The sequence below is a fragment of the Castellaniella sp. GW247-6E4 genome (assembly GCF_040276065.1).
GTDB lineage: Bacteria > Pseudomonadota > Gammaproteobacteria > Burkholderiales > Burkholderiaceae_B > Castellaniella.
On the sequence record NZ_JBELOI010000008.1, the window covers coordinates 105,959 to 120,259 of the forward strand.

Here is a 14,301-nt window from a genome sequence, read left to right on the forward strand (position 1 = left end):
GGTCATTCTCCTTGGCTTGCAGGGGCTTACATTTCCTCGCGGCCGAGGTCGGGGCTGTTGAACAGCAGGCGCTCGGCCTCGATGTCGGCGATCTCGCGGTACACGATCTCGACGGCCTGTTTGCTGATACTGCGGGTGGCCGCGCGGGCCGGTGGTAAAAAGGCATGAAAGACGCGGCGCTGGCCGAAATCGATCCAGATTTCGCTGCCGAAGCGGGCCGTGGGGCGTTCGTAGATCGCCAGGGAAATTCGGCTGCTCAGGTCCTTGTCGCGCCAGTAGGACGAAAATTCCTGGTAGAAATCATTGCCCAGCACCGTGATGCTGCGATTGGTCACGATGCCGCCCAGCAACTGATCAAAAAATTTCTCGGTCGAGCGGTCGGCCTTGTCGAGCTGGGTTTGCGGCAGGGCGCCCCCATTGCCCGGGGTTTTCCCGTCCTGGGCCTGGGCGCCAGCCATGAGCAGCGCGAATATCGGGGCCAGCAGGGCTGGCCATTGCAGGTGCCGCATGCGCTTCTCCTCTTCCGATATCCCTGGCGTTTCCGCCCGGTGCCGCGTATTTCGGCGCTGGCCGATGCTGGCGGCAATGGATTTATTTCCCGATTCCATGGTAGGCGTCCGTCCGTGAGGGGACATGCGGCAGACGGATTAAGCCATGTCAGTCTCATGGGCGAGGCGGGCGCGGCGGACATCGGCCGGATGGCCTAGTACGATCGGCGACTGGATGCCCCGAGGCGCCCCCGATGCCGCCGCGCGTGCGGTCTCCAGGGGATCGGGTTCGAGAACAATGCCGGTGATGCTGCCGCTGTCGGCGTGGTGGATAGTGGCCATGCGGCTGTCCTGTACGGCCGACAACTGGCTGCCGGAGACGTGGAAGTGCGAAGCCAGCAGACCGATGTCGCAGGGCGCGGCGGGACGGCGGGCCCGGGCGTGCGACAGGTGATAACGCGACCACAGCGTCATCAGCAGCGCATTGAAGCTGCCGACCAGCAGGTACATGACGAGGGTCTGCAAGGCCGGTTCCAATGCCGCCAGCGGGTCGGAGGCCGCCTGTGTGGCCGCCAGGGGCCAGGCCGCCGGCAGTTCGGACAGGCATAGGCCGATCAGCGCGGCCCAGGCGGCGCAGGTCATGGCGCCGTCGAGCAGCAGGGGCAGGGTGCGGCGGGGGGTGATGATGATCGGAGTCATGGCCGGGTCTCCCGAATGCCCCTGTCGGGGCTGATCCAACGGGCGCGGGCGCGCCGGATGCGCAGCATCACAGCCGGAAAGCTGCACAGGGTGGTGAGGCAGTTGATCATCCAGAACACCAGGGGGTACCAGATAATCCAGAACAGCGAACGGGCCAGGCCGGGTTCGTAGCGTCTTTCGATCAGAATGCTGGCCAGGAACTGCAACAGGCAGGCCCATGCGAGGACCAGGCCCGCGGACGATGGCGGCATGAACGCTTCGACCGCCATCGCGGGCGGCAAATCGACCCAGGGGGTCAGGACCCAGAGCCCGAACGACAGCGCCAGTGCGAAGGCCCAGCCGCTGGACAGGCAGAATTCCAGCATGAGCAGCCACAGCCGCCACTGGTGCGGCTCGCGCAGCACGCCGAGATTCTTGAGCAGCACCTCGGCCCCCCCCTGAGCCCAGCGCAGGCGTTGCTTCCAGAGACCTTTCAGGGTCTCGGGCATCAGAATCCAGCACAGGGCGCGCGGCTCGTAGAAGATCGACCAGCCCGCCCGCTGCAGCAGCCAACTGATGTCGATGTCTTCGGTGATCATGTCCAGGCTCCAGTAGCCCACCTCGTCGAGCGCCTGTCGGCGAAAGGCTGCGCAGACGCCCGATACGGTGAAGACCTGGCCATAGATCCGCTGGCTGCGCTTGATCAGTCCGACGATCGATGAAAATTCGCCGACCTGGATTCTGCCGATCAGGGTGGAGCGCGTCCGGATCCGGGGGTTGCCGGTGACGGCGCCCACGCGGGGGTTGCCGAACAGCGGCATGCACAAATAGGCCACGGCGTCGGGCTCCAGCCGCGCGTCGCCGTCGATGCAAACGAGCACGTCGCTGTTGGCCGCCATGGCGCCCATCCGCAGCGCCATGGCCTTGCCCTGGTTATGCGCCAGGTGGATGATGCGCAGGGCCGGCTGCCGGTGTGCGATGGCCCGGAGTTGGGCCAATGTGTCGTCGCTGGAGCCATCGTCGATGGCGATGACTTCCAGCCTGGGGTATGCCTGTGCCAGCGCGGCGGTGACGGTCTCGTCGACATGCAGCGCCTCGTTGTGGCAGGGGACCAGAATCGACACCAGGGGGGCGTCCCGGGGAATCGGGGCTGGCGCGGGCCGCCAGCGCCAGCGGCGCTCCCAGCGCAGCCAGAACAGCAGGCCTCCGGCCATCCAGATCCCCGACATGAACAGGGGGTAAAAAAACACGAACTGCAGCAGGAAGGCGCTGGTCAGCATGAGCGCGAGCCCCAGCGGCGCGCCGAGCATGAGGATCAGGATCAGAAGGGCGATGAGCCGTTGGGTCATGGGTAGGGATACCAGGCGTTGGAGATCGCCGGACGCAGTACATCGGGCGCGGGCCGGTCCGCAATGAAGTCGTCGGGGTAATAGGCGAGATGTCGGGCGCCGCGCGCTTGCAGCCGTCGCAGCCAGTGCGCGATGGTCTCGGGCGGCACAGGCTGGGCGCCTCCCGGAGCCGTCCAGTCGAGGGTCTGCACTTCGAATATGGTTTTGCTCAAGCCTGCCGGTCGGGTGGCGACCGCATCGACCAGCCGGTCCAGCCAGGCCGTCTCCTGGCCGGTGGGTACGCCCTCCATGCGCGGCATCGTCATGGGCACCACCCAGTCGTACGCGGTCAGGAAGTCGTCCAGGTTCTGTGCGAACCAGGCCTCCTGGGCCGGATCGAGGACAGGTCCTGCAAAAAGATTGCGCGCCGTTCTGATCTGCGGGCCCCGGATCGCCCGCACGCGGGCGGCGAGATCGCTGGTGAGCGCGATGAGCCTGCGGCTCTTGAGGCGGGTCCACTGCCGCATCGTATCGGGCGAGGCGCGCAGGGCGCCGATGTCGGCGGGCAGGCCGGCGGCGCGGTAGGCCGCCAACGCGGCGGGACTCGCGTCTTCGAAATCCGACAGCACCGCGTCGTCATGGAACAGGATGCCGTCAAATATGGCGGCGCGCGCCAGGTCTTCGTAGAGGCCGCCCAGGCGGCGGCCGGTTTCTGGATCGAAGGGTGACAGGCGCTGCAGTCCGCGTGCCGTGGCTGGCTGGCCGCCGGGCGGTGTCCAGGCCTCGACGCGTGCCGGCGGGTTGGGCAGGTCCAGGCCCAGAACCGGCATCCAGGCATAGACTTGCACCTCGGCGCGCGTCCTGAGCTGCCATGCGGCCCGGTTGAACAGATCGGCCCGCATGGGCAGTTCACGATTGGGAAAGTAGGTCGAGGTGATCCGTCCGTCGCCCTGGGGATCGGCGAAGGCTTGCAGGAATACGGTTGAAATCCGCAGCCTGGCGATGCGCTCGACGAGTTGACCCAGATTGCGCTCGAGCTGCGCGGGATCGGGGTCGTAGACCGCATCCAGGTCCACCTGCGCGGCCCGCATGCGGGGCGGCTGTTCCATGTCCAGGCATGCGCGCGCGAACCCCTCGATGGACGGATTGTTGGCGATCAGCAGACGCGGCGTATCGAAAGGCCGCTCGACGTTGGCGAGGCCGGAACCGAGTTTCAAAGCCATCCGGTACCCGGCTTGCTGGACAAGCTCCAGGGCGATACCGCCGGGTTCGCCATAGGGCCATACCCAGACGCGCGGCGTCTTGCCGGTCACTTGCCGGATGCGCGCGGTGATCTGGTCGATGTCCCGGTGCAGGCGGTCCCGCTGGGTGGCGTCGTCCTCGTAGCGTCCCATGGCGGGGTTGTAGGCGCGCACCGCGGCCGCGGGCTCGAGATTGCCCTGCGGGTTGGCGATCAGGCCTCGATGCAGGGCATAGGTATGGGCTGCGATCTCGACCAGGCCCGAGTCGGACATTTCGCGGACCTGCTGCCAATCCAAGAAGCGCGCGCGTGCCGTGGGTGTATCGCCGAACATGACGGGGAGGCCTTGTGGCGCGTCGAGCCAGGCGCCCACCGGAGCCAGGACCGCCGGCCAGCCTCGTGCCCGCAGCAGTGGAAAGACCCGGGTGTAGAAACTGCGGTAGCCGTCATCGAAGCTCAGCAGCACCGCGCGCGCCGGTAGCGCGGGCCCGCCGTTCCCGGCGCGCAGGACCTGTTCGACCGAAACCGGGATATAGCCGCTGGCGTCCAGCCAGGCGAATTGTTCCGCGAGCTGCCTTGTGTCGACCGAGAGATAGCGCTGGTCCGGGTCCCGATCCTCGACATCGTGGTAGGCCAGCGCCAGGTAGGCGTTGTGGGGCCAGGGTTCGGAGGCCGCATCGACCGGGCGCGCCGCCGGCGGGACAAAGACCGGCTTGTCCACCGCGCAGCCGGCGAGCGCCAGCATGAGCAGTCCACCCACCGCCAGGCGGCGCATCATGGAGTGGAGGGGGGGCGTCATGGCGCGTGCCTAGAAACGCAGGCTCATGTCCAGCAGGACACGGAAGCCTGTCTCCCGCTCGCCGTCGTAGGGGCGGCTGCTCACGCTGGCCTGGATGCCGGCTTCGAAGGTGTCAGAAGCCTTCCAGCGTAGGCCGTAACCCAGGACGCCAATGGCGGCGGATCCGTACCCTTGCTGGGTGTAGGCGCCGGCGCCCAGCAGGAAGGTTTGTTCCAGGCGAGCCTCGTAGCGCTGGTAGATCGTGTGGGTCAGCCGCAGGCTGGGCAGCCACTCGAAATCCCGGCGCGGGTTGAAGTAAGGGGCGTCCTCCTTCGAGTTCATCGACGCCGCCAGGTCCAGGCCCAGTTCACCGCGCCAGCGGGCGGATTCGAAGGCGCGCTGCCGGCCGCTGAGCGCCAGGTCCCAGCGCTGGTTGCCGTCGCTGAAGTGCATTGCCGCGGTGCTGAGGCGCCAGATCTGGCCGCCCTCGCCGCGCCATTGGATCCGGGTGGCCGCGCGGTCGGCATCGACGCCATTGCGCAGGGCACGCAAGGGCGTGTCCTGCGACAGACGCTCGAGGGACGCGCCCAGGCTCCAGTGGTCGTCGATGTCGACGTCCGCGCGCACGGCGGCGCCATAACGGGTGCCCTGGCCGTAGCGATGCATGGACGCTTCCAGGTCCAACGTCAGGCCGCGGCTGCGCGACTGAGCGCCAGCCAACAGCCACCGGTGCTCGCCCCGTCCTTCGGCGAACGAGGCCTCGGCGAATCCGCCGCCCGCAAAGGCGCGCCACGGTCCGTCTGATAAAGGTGGGGAGTATTGGAGGGCGTCGATGCGCACGCCGTTCCCGCCGACCGGCCCGGTGGTTGAGGAAAAATCCGCGTCGGCTCCGATCCGCAGTTCGGACATCCGATGCTGTTCCCAGGCGCGTGCCGCGAGACGGCTGGATGGCTCATCGGGGGCGCGCGCCCGGAGGTCTTCGATCAGCGCGCGGGCTTGATCCCATTCCTGCAGGTCCAGAGCCACCCGCGCCTGCGCGGCCTCCAAAGCCGGAGCGCGTGGCTCCAACGTCTCCATGCGCTTGAGCAGCCACTCGGCGCGGCGTGGCTCGCCCTGGCCGCGGTAGAGCTCGGCCAGGGCGATACCCAGCGACGTATCAGCGGGCGCGCGCGCCTGGAGCGCCTCGAGCTGTGCCCGTGCGTGCGCCTCGCCGCCCGATTCGCGCAGTGCCGAAAGGGCGGCGAGCTCAGTGGCCGTGCGCTCATCGTTTGCTTGCCGTTTGGGTTGGCCCGCGAGATAGATCCAGATGGGTTCCTCTTCGAGCGCCTGCCGGGCGCGGGTGTCGGCTTCACCAGGGTGGCCACTTTCGGACAGGGCGTACACCCTGACCTGGGATGAAGGGCCCTTGCCTAAGGAGCCCCGGGCCGGGTCGGCGGTCTGCGCCGTATCCAGCGCCTGCAGGGCCTGCTCGGGTTGGCGCGATGCCAGGTATGCATCGGCCACGATGTGCAGGGCATAGGGCGGCACCTCGATGCCGGCTTGGCGCAGGGCTTCGTACTCCGCAATGATGGCCGTGTGGCGGCGGCGCACAGCCAGGACCTGCAAACGGTCCAGGCGCAGTCTCAGGACATCCAGGCTAGCCGCGGCCCCCAGGGCGGACCAGCGGGCGATCAAGTCATCGTAGCGGGCCAAGGCCTGGTCGGCGATTCGGTACCGCTCCTGCTCGCCCCGGCCCGGGGCCTCGGCCAGGCGGGCCAGTTGTGCCAGGCGGTCGCCTTCCAGGCGCCGTTGGGTCGTCGCGTCTATCCATTGTGGATGCCTTTTGGCCAAATCCAGTGCGGCCTGTGGCATGCCCATTGCCGACAAGGTCATGGCTTCGCCCACCGCGAACTCGGGCCGCTCGGGAAAGCGCGCTGTCCCTTGCCGATATAGCCCCAGGGCGCGGTCCCAGTCGCTCTCCTCCCGGTAGGCCCGGGCACAGGCCCCCAGAATGTCCGCGGGCCAGCGCTCCGTGGGCTCCGGCAGCCGTGCGCATGCGGCAGCTGTTTCGCTGGAATGTCCGGCCCATCCGGCAACCCGGATGTGATCCCGTGTGAACCGCCCGCTCCCGGGGCCGCCGGTATCCATCTGGCGCAGCATGGCGAGAGCCGATTCATACTTGCCATCCCGCGCCTGCCGAATGGCAGCGTCGTAGGCCGCCATGTCAGGGGCCACGGCCCAGGCGCCACCGGTGTGGGCGATCAGCAGGGCAAGCCACAGGGATGCGCGCAGAGGCCGTGCCGTGGACATGGCGGCTATTCGGCATGTGGGTGGAGGTTGCGGTAAGCGCCGGTCCGGGGTGTGTTCATGAGCCCTCCCTATCGATGCGGCGTCATTTGTACTTGTGATTGCATGATAGGAACGGGGCCCGATGTGGCGCATGGGCCTGAAGCATTAAGCCGGGGCGGCCATAGGGTCTAGTCCGTCTGCCGGGCGACTCGTCAATTGGGTGTCAGGCCGAAACGAGGACCGCGAATCCTCGGGCGGTGGGCAGCCGTTGGTGGCGATCCCCGTACGAGGGTCCACGATGCGTGCCCGTTCGGATATCATGGACCGCGACCTCGGCGTCGCCGCCTGAGCGGCGGCGCCGCAACGTGCCTTGGGATCGCGGGGATTCCAGGCGCGATCAACTCTATGACAGCACAGGAGGCCAGTTATGTCAGGTGCGATCAATTCAATTCTCGTGGAGCGGCGCGTGTTCGAGCCCGCGGAGGAAACCGTGGCCGGTGCCGCGGTGTCGGGCATGGAGGCCTACCGGGCCTTGTGCGAGCGGGCACGCAGCGATCCAGAGGGGTTTTGGGGGGACGCGGCCCGTGAAGCCTTGGTGTGGCGCAAGCCCTTCACCCGTGTGCTGGATGCGTCCGATGCGCCGTTCTACCGCTGGTTCGATGATGGCGAGCTGAACGTTTCCGAGAATTGCCTCGACGTGCACCTGCTCAACGGCAATGCTGAAAAACCGGCCATCGTATTCGAAGCCGACGATGGCGCCGTGCACACGGTGAGCTTCCGTGAGCTGCATGCGCGGGTCTGCCGCATCGCCAATGGCATCCGCGAGCTGGGCTACCGCAAGGGCGACCGCGCGATCATCTACATGCCGATGTCGATCGAGGCGGTGGCGTGCATGCAGGCCTGCGCGCGCCTGGGGATCACCCATTCGGTGGTCTTCGGCGGCTTTTCCACCCGCAGTCTGCACCAACGCATCGTCGACGTGCAGGCAAGCCTGGTGATCACCGCCGACGAGCAGATCCGGGGCGGCCGCGCCATCCCGCTGAAGGCCGCTGTCGACGAGGCGTTGACCGAGCCCGACGCGGACCGGGTGCGCCAGGTGATCGTGTACCGGCGCAGCGGCGGCCACGTGAACTGGGACGAGGGCCGTGATCGGTGGCTCCATGAGATCGAGGCCGGCCAGCCCACGGCCTGCGAGCCGGTCCCAGTCGAGGCCGAGCATCCCCTGTTCATCCTGTATACCTCGGGTTCGACGGGCAAGCCCAAGGGGGTGCAGCATAGCTCGGCGGGGTTCCTGCTGTGGACGAAGCTGACGTCGCAGTGGGTGTTCGATGCCAAGCCGGACGATGTGTTCTGGTGTACCGCGGACATCGGCTGGGTGACCGGCCACAGTTATATCGTTTACGGCACCCTGGCCGCGGGTCTGACGCAGATCGTCTTTGAGGGCGTGCCCACGTATCCGGACGCCTCGCGGTTCTGGCAGATGATCGAACGCCACAAGGTGACGGTATTCTATACGGCGCCCACTGCGATCCGTTCCTTGATCAAGGCATCCAGTGCCGATCCGACCACCGCGCCCACGAATTTCGACCTCTCGAGCCTGCGTCTGCTGGGGTCGGTGGGCGAGCCCATCAATCCCGAGGCCTGGGTGTGGTATTACAAGAACGTCGGCGGCGAGCGCTGCCCCGTGATCGATACCTGGTGGCAGACCGAGACCGGCGGCCATATCCTGGCGCCGCTGCCCGGGGCGACGCCGCTGAAGCCGGGCTCGTGCACATTGCCGCTGCCCGGTATCGAGGTCGAGGTGGTCGATGAGGCCGGCAACCATCTGCCCGAAGGCAAGGGCGGATACCTGGTGATCACCCGGCCCTGGCCCGCAATGATCCGCACGGTCTGGGGCGACGCCGAACGCTACGTCAAGAGCTATTTCCCGCCCGAGCTCGGCGGCGCCTATCTGTCGGGCGACAGTGCCCAGCGCGATGCCGATGGGTACTATTGGATCATGGGCCGCACGGACGACGTGCTGAGCGTCTCGGGCCATCGCCTGGGTGGCACCGAAATCGAATCCACATTGGTCGCCCACGACGAGGTCGCCGAGGCGGCCGTGGTCGGCCGCCCTGATCCGGTGACGGGCGAGGCGGTGGTGGCCTTTGTCGTGCTCAAGGGTGAGTTGCCCGACGCAGACCGTGCGCCAGAGGTCGCGGGGCGCCTGCGCGAGTGGGTGGCGCGTGAGGTCGGGCCGATCGCCAAGCCGCGCGACATCTGGTTCGGGAACGCCATGCCCAAGACGCGATCCGGCAAAATCATGCGACGTTTATTGCGCATTGTCGCTGAAAATGGCGAAATCACGCAGGATACGTCAACGCTCGAAAACCCTGACGCGCTGAATCGTCTGCATGGGCCATACTGAGGTCGGGCCACTCGTTTCATGACATCGCCGCGCTTTGTGCGCGGCGTTTGTCGTGCATTGTGTTGAGGGTCGTACTATGCGATTCGATTCTGGAATGCGTGACGCATTGTGTTGTTCTGTCCAATCCCTGCCTGATGCCAGCGTGCTGACGGATTTCGGCTGTGGCCGACCGCGGCTGGCATTCCCGGCCACGGGAACCCTGCTGGTTGCCAGCGATGCCGGTCACTGGGTGGTGTCGTCATCGCGTGCCATCTGGCTGTTGGGGCGCGACCGTCCTCGAATCCGCGCCCTGGGCAATGTGCGGATGAAGTCTTTCGTCTTTGATCCCGAGTGCTCTCCCGAACTGCCGGACCACAGTTGCGTGCTGCACGTCACCCCGCTGCTGCGCGAGGTCATGCGCTCGCTGACAGGTTACGGCAGCCAGGCGCAGTCCAGCCGCAAGGCGCTCCTGCTGGGCGAGCTGCTGCTGGAAAAGGTCATCGATCGCGTGCCTGCCCCCATCGAGCTGCCCGAGCCGAGCAATCCGCGCCTGGCAGCGATCTGCGCCCGCATCCAGTTGCAGCCCGACGATGCGACCACCCTCGGGCAATTTGCCGCCGACATGGGTTGCAGCGAGCGGACCCTGCATCGCCTGTTCCTCCAAGAAACGGGGATGAGCTTCACCGTCTGGCGCCACCAGGCCAAGCTGCGCCTGGCGCTCGAATGGCTCGCGCAAGGACGCTCGATCCTGGATATCTCCCTGGGACTGGGTTATCAGAACCAGGGCGCGTTCACCACCATGTTCCGCAAGTATCTCGGCGCGGCGCCCAGTCGCTACGCGCGGCCGGCGCCTGGTTCCGCACTCGCCTGAAAATGGGCCGGCTTGCGTTGGGAACGGTTCGGCGGGACACTGCATCTAATAGAGTTCGTCGATGAGGAGAAGGTATGGATGCGATGGTGATCGGCACGTCACCGGACGGCTCAACGGGCGGCTCGGCAGGGGCCGGCGTCGGCGGTGTAGATGAGGATGCGGCCGAGATCGCGGGGATCAGGGCGGGGGACGCGCAAGCGTTCGAGCGCCTGATGCGGCGCCACAATACGCGTATGTACCGCGCCGCGCGCGGCATTCTCAAGAACGAAACCGAGGCCGAGGACGCCGTCCAGGAGGCCTATTGGAAGGCTTATCTGAATATCGGAAAATTTCGGGCCGATGCGCGATTCTCGACCTGGTTGACGCGTATTGTCATCAATGAATCGCTGATGCGGCTGAGGCGGAACAAACGCCGTGCCCAGTTCATCCAATCGGATATGGAAACACAATTCGACCCGATGGACGGCGCTCAGGGCGCCGTCGATGGCAATCCCGCCCAGGCCGCCTGGCGCGGCGAGGTGCGCCGCCTCATTGAGCAACGCCTCGACGAACTGCCCGACGATTACCGCGTCGTCTTCATGCTGCGCGCCATCGAGGAGATGCCCGCTGTCGAGGTTGCGGGGGTCCTGGGCATCCCCGAGGCGACCGTGCGCACACGCTATTTCCGGGCTCGTCGCCTGATGCGTGGTGCCCTGTCCCGGGACATGGATATGTGCGGGCGCGATGCGTTTTCCTTTGCGGGCGGCCGCTGCGACCGGATCGTGGCCGCCGTGCTGGCGCGCCTGGCGGCGGCGCAGTCCCCCGATTCCGAGGGCCACGGCGCGCGTTGAGCACAAAGCGGCCCCTTGCGGGGCCGCGCCTGGGTGCGTGGTCAGTCGACGACGCGTTTGGCCAGTACCTGCTCGATGGTTGGAAAGCCTGCGAGAGCCTGGGGCGGCAGCGCACCGTCCGAGGCCTGGCGCAGCGCCTGGGCGTCGGCGTCGGGTTCGCCCACGATCAGGCGTGCGACCATGCCCGCATGTTCGTGCGGCAGGCAGAAGTAATCGTAGACGCCTGGGACGTCGAAGCGCAGCGTGTATGACTCGCCGGGCAGCAGGAATCCAGAATCCCAGCTTTTGGCCGCGCGCGGGATGCGCAGGGCTTTACCGAAGTTGGCGGGGTGGTAGGCCGTGCTGGTGTGGCTGTTGCCGCTGTCGCGGTTGATCCAGCGCACGGACTGGCCCGGCTGGATCAACAGACCGCGCGGCTTGAACCACACGGACGAGCCGTTCGGCGTGCCGGCCATCGTGATGTCCACGACGTCCTCGGCCCGCGCGAGGCGGCCGATGCCCGGCACGCCGATCAGCGCGGCCACGCCCGAAGCCAGCAGGAAGCTGCGCCGCCGGAATAGGGCGGGGCTGTTCATTTGGCCACGCGCGATTCTTGAGCGGCGGGGACGTGCCACAGAACGATGTGGACGTGGGGCTCGGCGACGCCCGGGTGGCCCGCGTTGTACATCATGTCCACGTGATCCACGTTGCCGCCCGGAGAGAGCAGGTCATGCAGATTCATGGACGGTGTCATCAGCGATAGCGGGACCATGTAGGTGGTGCTGACCAGCTTGCCATCGTGGTCGTAGGCCAGGAAGGGGCCGGCGGGCAGCGTTGCCGGATCGACAAAGAGCTGGCCCATGCCGGGGATGAAATCGGGCAGCTTCACCAGGCTGCTGACTGCCTTGTAGGGTGCGGGCGGGGGCGCTTGATTCACGCCTTTCGCAGTAGCCGCGGAGGCGCTGGCGCCGCTCAGGGCAAGGGCGAGGGCGGCTGCAAAGGGAACGAGTGTCTTGATCATGAAGGTCTCCAAGAACCTGCGGCACGATTGCCGCGTTGTAACCTCTTGGATGACGGATCGGGGCCTGGCGTTCCCGCGGACCCAGGATGAGGTCAGCGCACCTGCTCGATGCGCAGCCGCCGCTCGACCAGGTGCGCGCAGCCCAGCAGGAACAGATTGAGCGCCAGGTACAGTACGCCAGCGATCACGAAGGTTTCGACGATGAGGAAGCTCTGGCTCATGAGCCGGCGGGCATAGCCGGTGAGCTCCATGACCGCGATGGTCGAGGCCAGGCTGGTGCCCTTGATGGCCAGCACGAGTTCATTGCTATAGGCTGGAAAAGCCTGGCGCACGGCCAGCGGGAAGATGATGCGGCGAAAGGCCAGCACCGATCCCATGCCGCAGGCGCGGGCGGCATCGATCTGCCCTTGCGGCACCGATTGCAGGCCGCCGCGGATGGCTTCGCCCATGTAGGCGCCGCTGTTGAGCGCGATCGCCAGGACCGCGCAGCGCGCGCCGTCGCTGAACAGCCACCACAGAGCGGGTTGCTCGCGGACGAGGTCGATGGTGCCTACGCCGTAATACAGCACAAAGAGCTGGATCAGCAGCGGTGTTCCGCGAAACAGAGTGCTGTAGGCAAAGGCGCAGCCGCGCATCAGGCGGTTGCCCGAGACGCGCATCAGAGCGGACCCCAGGCCGAGCATGGAGGCCAGCGCGATCGAGGTCAGGCCGATGGCCGCCGTGATCCAGAAGCCCTCGAGCATAACCGGGATCGCGCGTTCGATCAGCTCGATCATGCGGTGGCCCTGCGCATGCCGTGCCCGAAGCGGCGTTCGGCCAGCGCGAACAGCCCCTGGCTGAGCACGCCGATGATGAAATACAGCGCGCCCGCCAGGAGGTACAGGGTGAGGGGTTCGCGCGTGGCCGCGGCACCCAGCACTGCCGCCCGCATGAGTTCGACCAGGCCGACGAGCGAAATCAGCGCGGTGTCCTTCAGCGCGTTTTGCCAGACATTATTGGCGCCGGGCAGGGCGTACCAGAGTAGCTGCGGCAGCGTGACGCGCCGCAGGCACTGCGCCGGGCTCATGCCGAACGCTCTCGCCGCCTCGATCTGGCCCCGGTCGATGGCCTTGAAGGCGCCCCGGAACACCTCGACGCCATAGGACCCCGAGATCAGGCCGATGGCCAGGATGCCGATCAGCATGGGAAAGGCGCTGCTCATGAGCTCGTCCCATTCGAGGTAATCGGCCAGGCCGGCCGCGGCCTGGGCGGTGCCGAAGAACAGCAGGTAGATGATCAACAGCTCGGGGACGCTACGCACGATCAGCGTGTACGAGCCGACCAGGCCTCGCGCCAGGCGGCCGCCGCCGACCTTGGCGGCCGCGCCGGCGACGCCGATGACCGTGCCCAGGGCGATTCCGCACAAGGATATGAAAACCGTCATCCCCGCGCCACGCAGCAGCATGACGATCCAGCCGGACTGGAGAATGTCGGTCAGGGAGGCGTTCATCGGGATCGGGCGGCCGGCCGGCCCCTGCGCGGAGCCGGCTGGAGGCGGGTCAGGGGCAAGCCTGGTAGTTGGAGAGGTCGACGCCGAACCATTTCTCGCTGGACGATTTGACGGTGCCGTCGGCGATCATCGCGCACAACGCCGTGTCGATTTTCTTCTTGAGCTCGACATTCTTTTGGTTGATGCCGGCGCCGATGCCCAGCCCGAGGACCTCGGGCGCGGCGCTGCTCTTGATGACGTGATGGGCCATGGCGAATTGCTGGTCGCCCGCCTTCTTGAGGAATTGGCTTTGGGGCGTTACCTCGGAGAACGTGCCGTCCAGGCGCCCGGAAGACAGGTCGATCTGCATCTGGTCCTGGGTTTCGTAGGTCTTGAGCGTGATGCCGGGCGCGAATTTTTGCAGGAACGCGCCCTGCGTGGTGCCCCCCTGCACCCCGATGGTCTTGCCGGCCAGTCCCTTGAAGATCGTTTCTTGATCGGGCGCGTCGATCAGCGGGCTGTCCTTGGGCAGCACGAAGGCCGAATCCTCGGTGGCGTATGGAATGCTGAAGGCGATGGCCTTGGCGCGCTCGGCGGTGACGGACATGCCCGAAATCACCAGGTCGAAGCGCTCGGCCTGCAGGGCTGGAATCAGGCTGTCAAAGGCCTGGGCCACAAAACGGCATTTCATCTCGAGGCGTTCGCACAGGGTGTTGCCGATGTCGGCGTCGAAACCCGTTACTTTGCCCGAGGCATCCACCATGCTCCAGGGGGGATAGCCGCCTTCGGTACCGATTTTGAGGGTGGCTGCGGAGGCGGCCGTGGACACGCCGGCCAGGCCGATGGCCGCGCACAAGGCGGCCTTGCGTAGGATAGAGGTCATCACGATCGGATTCCTGTGTTGGATCCCGCCTGGGGATCGAAAGTGGAGCGAGAAAGAGAATATTAGATCATCCGTGCGCAGGC

13 protein-coding genes are annotated in these 14,301 nt (G+C 66.7%); 3 read left to right on the forward strand and 10 right to left on the reverse strand.

Going from position 1 to position 14,301, the window contains the following annotated elements; translation table 11 throughout:
• Positions 1–26 precede the first annotated feature (26 nt).
• From ABS761_RS11330 to pgaA, 5 genes are all read right to left on the reverse strand, one after another.
• A complete protein-coding gene (locus ABS761_RS11330) occupies positions 27–509 on the reverse strand; it encodes a curli production assembly/transport protein CsgE (protein WP_350408429.1) in 483 nt (160 codons plus the stop codon).
• A gap of 138 nt (positions 510–647) precedes the next feature.
• The gene (gene pgaD / locus ABS761_RS11335) at positions 648–1,187 is read right to left on the reverse strand and encodes a poly-beta-1,6-N-acetyl-D-glucosamine biosynthesis protein PgaD (protein WP_350408430.1); all 540 of its coding nucleotides are present in this window, start codon (positions 1,185–1,187) and stop codon (positions 648–650) included.
• Complete coding sequence (pgaC, locus tag ABS761_RS11340; RefSeq protein ID WP_350408431.1) at positions 1,184–2,515, reverse strand: poly-beta-1,6-N-acetyl-D-glucosamine synthase; 1,332 nt, start codon at positions 2,513–2,515, stop codon at positions 1,184–1,186. Before pgaC ends, pgaD begins: the two co-directional genes overlap by 4 nt.
• Complete coding sequence (gene pgaB / locus ABS761_RS11345) at positions 2,512–4,533, reverse strand: poly-beta-1,6-N-acetyl-D-glucosamine N-deacetylase PgaB (RefSeq protein ID WP_350408432.1); 2,022 nt, start codon at positions 4,531–4,533, stop codon at positions 2,512–2,514. The genes pgaC and pgaB overlap by 4 nt, the downstream gene beginning before the upstream one ends.
• A gap of 9 nt (positions 4,534–4,542) precedes the next feature.
• Entirely contained in the window at positions 4,543–6,801 is a 2,259-nt protein-coding gene (gene pgaA / locus ABS761_RS11350) for a poly-beta-1,6 N-acetyl-D-glucosamine export porin PgaA (protein WP_350408433.1), read from the reverse strand.
• 406 nt (positions 6,802–7,207) lie between these two features.
• On the opposite strand from pgaA, the gene acs reads away from it, so the two are divergent.
• From acs to ABS761_RS11365, 3 genes are all read left to right on the forward strand, one after another.
• Positions 7,208–9,187, forward strand: coding sequence for an acetate--CoA ligase (acs, locus tag ABS761_RS11355; protein ID WP_350408434.1), 1,980 nt, complete (start codon positions 7,208–7,210; stop codon positions 9,185–9,187).
• A 94-nt stretch (positions 9,188–9,281) separates the two neighbouring features.
• The gene (locus ABS761_RS11360) at positions 9,282–10,037 is read left to right on the forward strand and encodes an AraC family transcriptional regulator (RefSeq protein WP_350408435.1); all 756 of its coding nucleotides are present in this window, start codon (positions 9,282–9,284) and stop codon (positions 10,035–10,037) included.
• A gap of 83 nt (positions 10,038–10,120) precedes the next feature.
• Positions 10,121–10,867: an RNA polymerase sigma factor gene (locus ABS761_RS11365; protein WP_502881420.1), complete on the forward strand. Its 747-nt coding sequence runs from the start codon at positions 10,121–10,123 to the stop codon at positions 10,865–10,867.
• A gap of 41 nt (positions 10,868–10,908) precedes the next feature.
• Here the strand turns inward: ABS761_RS11365 and ABS761_RS11370 are convergent, their stop codons facing one another.
• The 5 genes from ABS761_RS11370 to ABS761_RS11390 all read right to left on the reverse strand — a co-directional run bounded on the left by ABS761_RS11370 (position 10,909) and on the right by ABS761_RS11390 (position 14,218).
• Complete coding sequence (locus ABS761_RS11370) at positions 10,909–11,442, reverse strand: plastocyanin/azurin family copper-binding protein (protein WP_350408437.1); 534 nt, start codon at positions 11,440–11,442, stop codon at positions 10,909–10,911.
• Complete coding sequence (locus ABS761_RS11375; RefSeq protein ID WP_350408438.1) at positions 11,439–11,867, reverse strand: DUF5602 domain-containing protein; 429 nt, start codon at positions 11,865–11,867, stop codon at positions 11,439–11,441. Before ABS761_RS11375 ends, ABS761_RS11370 begins: the two co-directional genes overlap by 4 nt.
• 92 nt (positions 11,868–11,959) lie before the next feature.
• Positions 11,960–12,643: an ABC transporter permease gene (locus ABS761_RS11380; RefSeq protein WP_350408440.1), complete on the reverse strand. Its 684-nt coding sequence runs from the start codon at positions 12,641–12,643 to the stop codon at positions 11,960–11,962.
• Positions 12,640–13,356, reverse strand: coding sequence for an ABC transporter permease (locus ABS761_RS11385; protein WP_350408441.1), 717 nt, complete (start codon positions 13,354–13,356; stop codon positions 12,640–12,642). Before ABS761_RS11385 ends, ABS761_RS11380 begins: the two co-directional genes overlap by 4 nt.
• Before the next feature lie 49 nt (positions 13,357–13,405).
• Complete coding sequence (locus tag ABS761_RS11390) at positions 13,406–14,218, reverse strand: transporter substrate-binding domain-containing protein (protein ID WP_350408527.1); 813 nt, start codon at positions 14,216–14,218, stop codon at positions 13,406–13,408.
• Between the last annotated feature and the right edge of the window lie 83 nt (positions 14,219–14,301).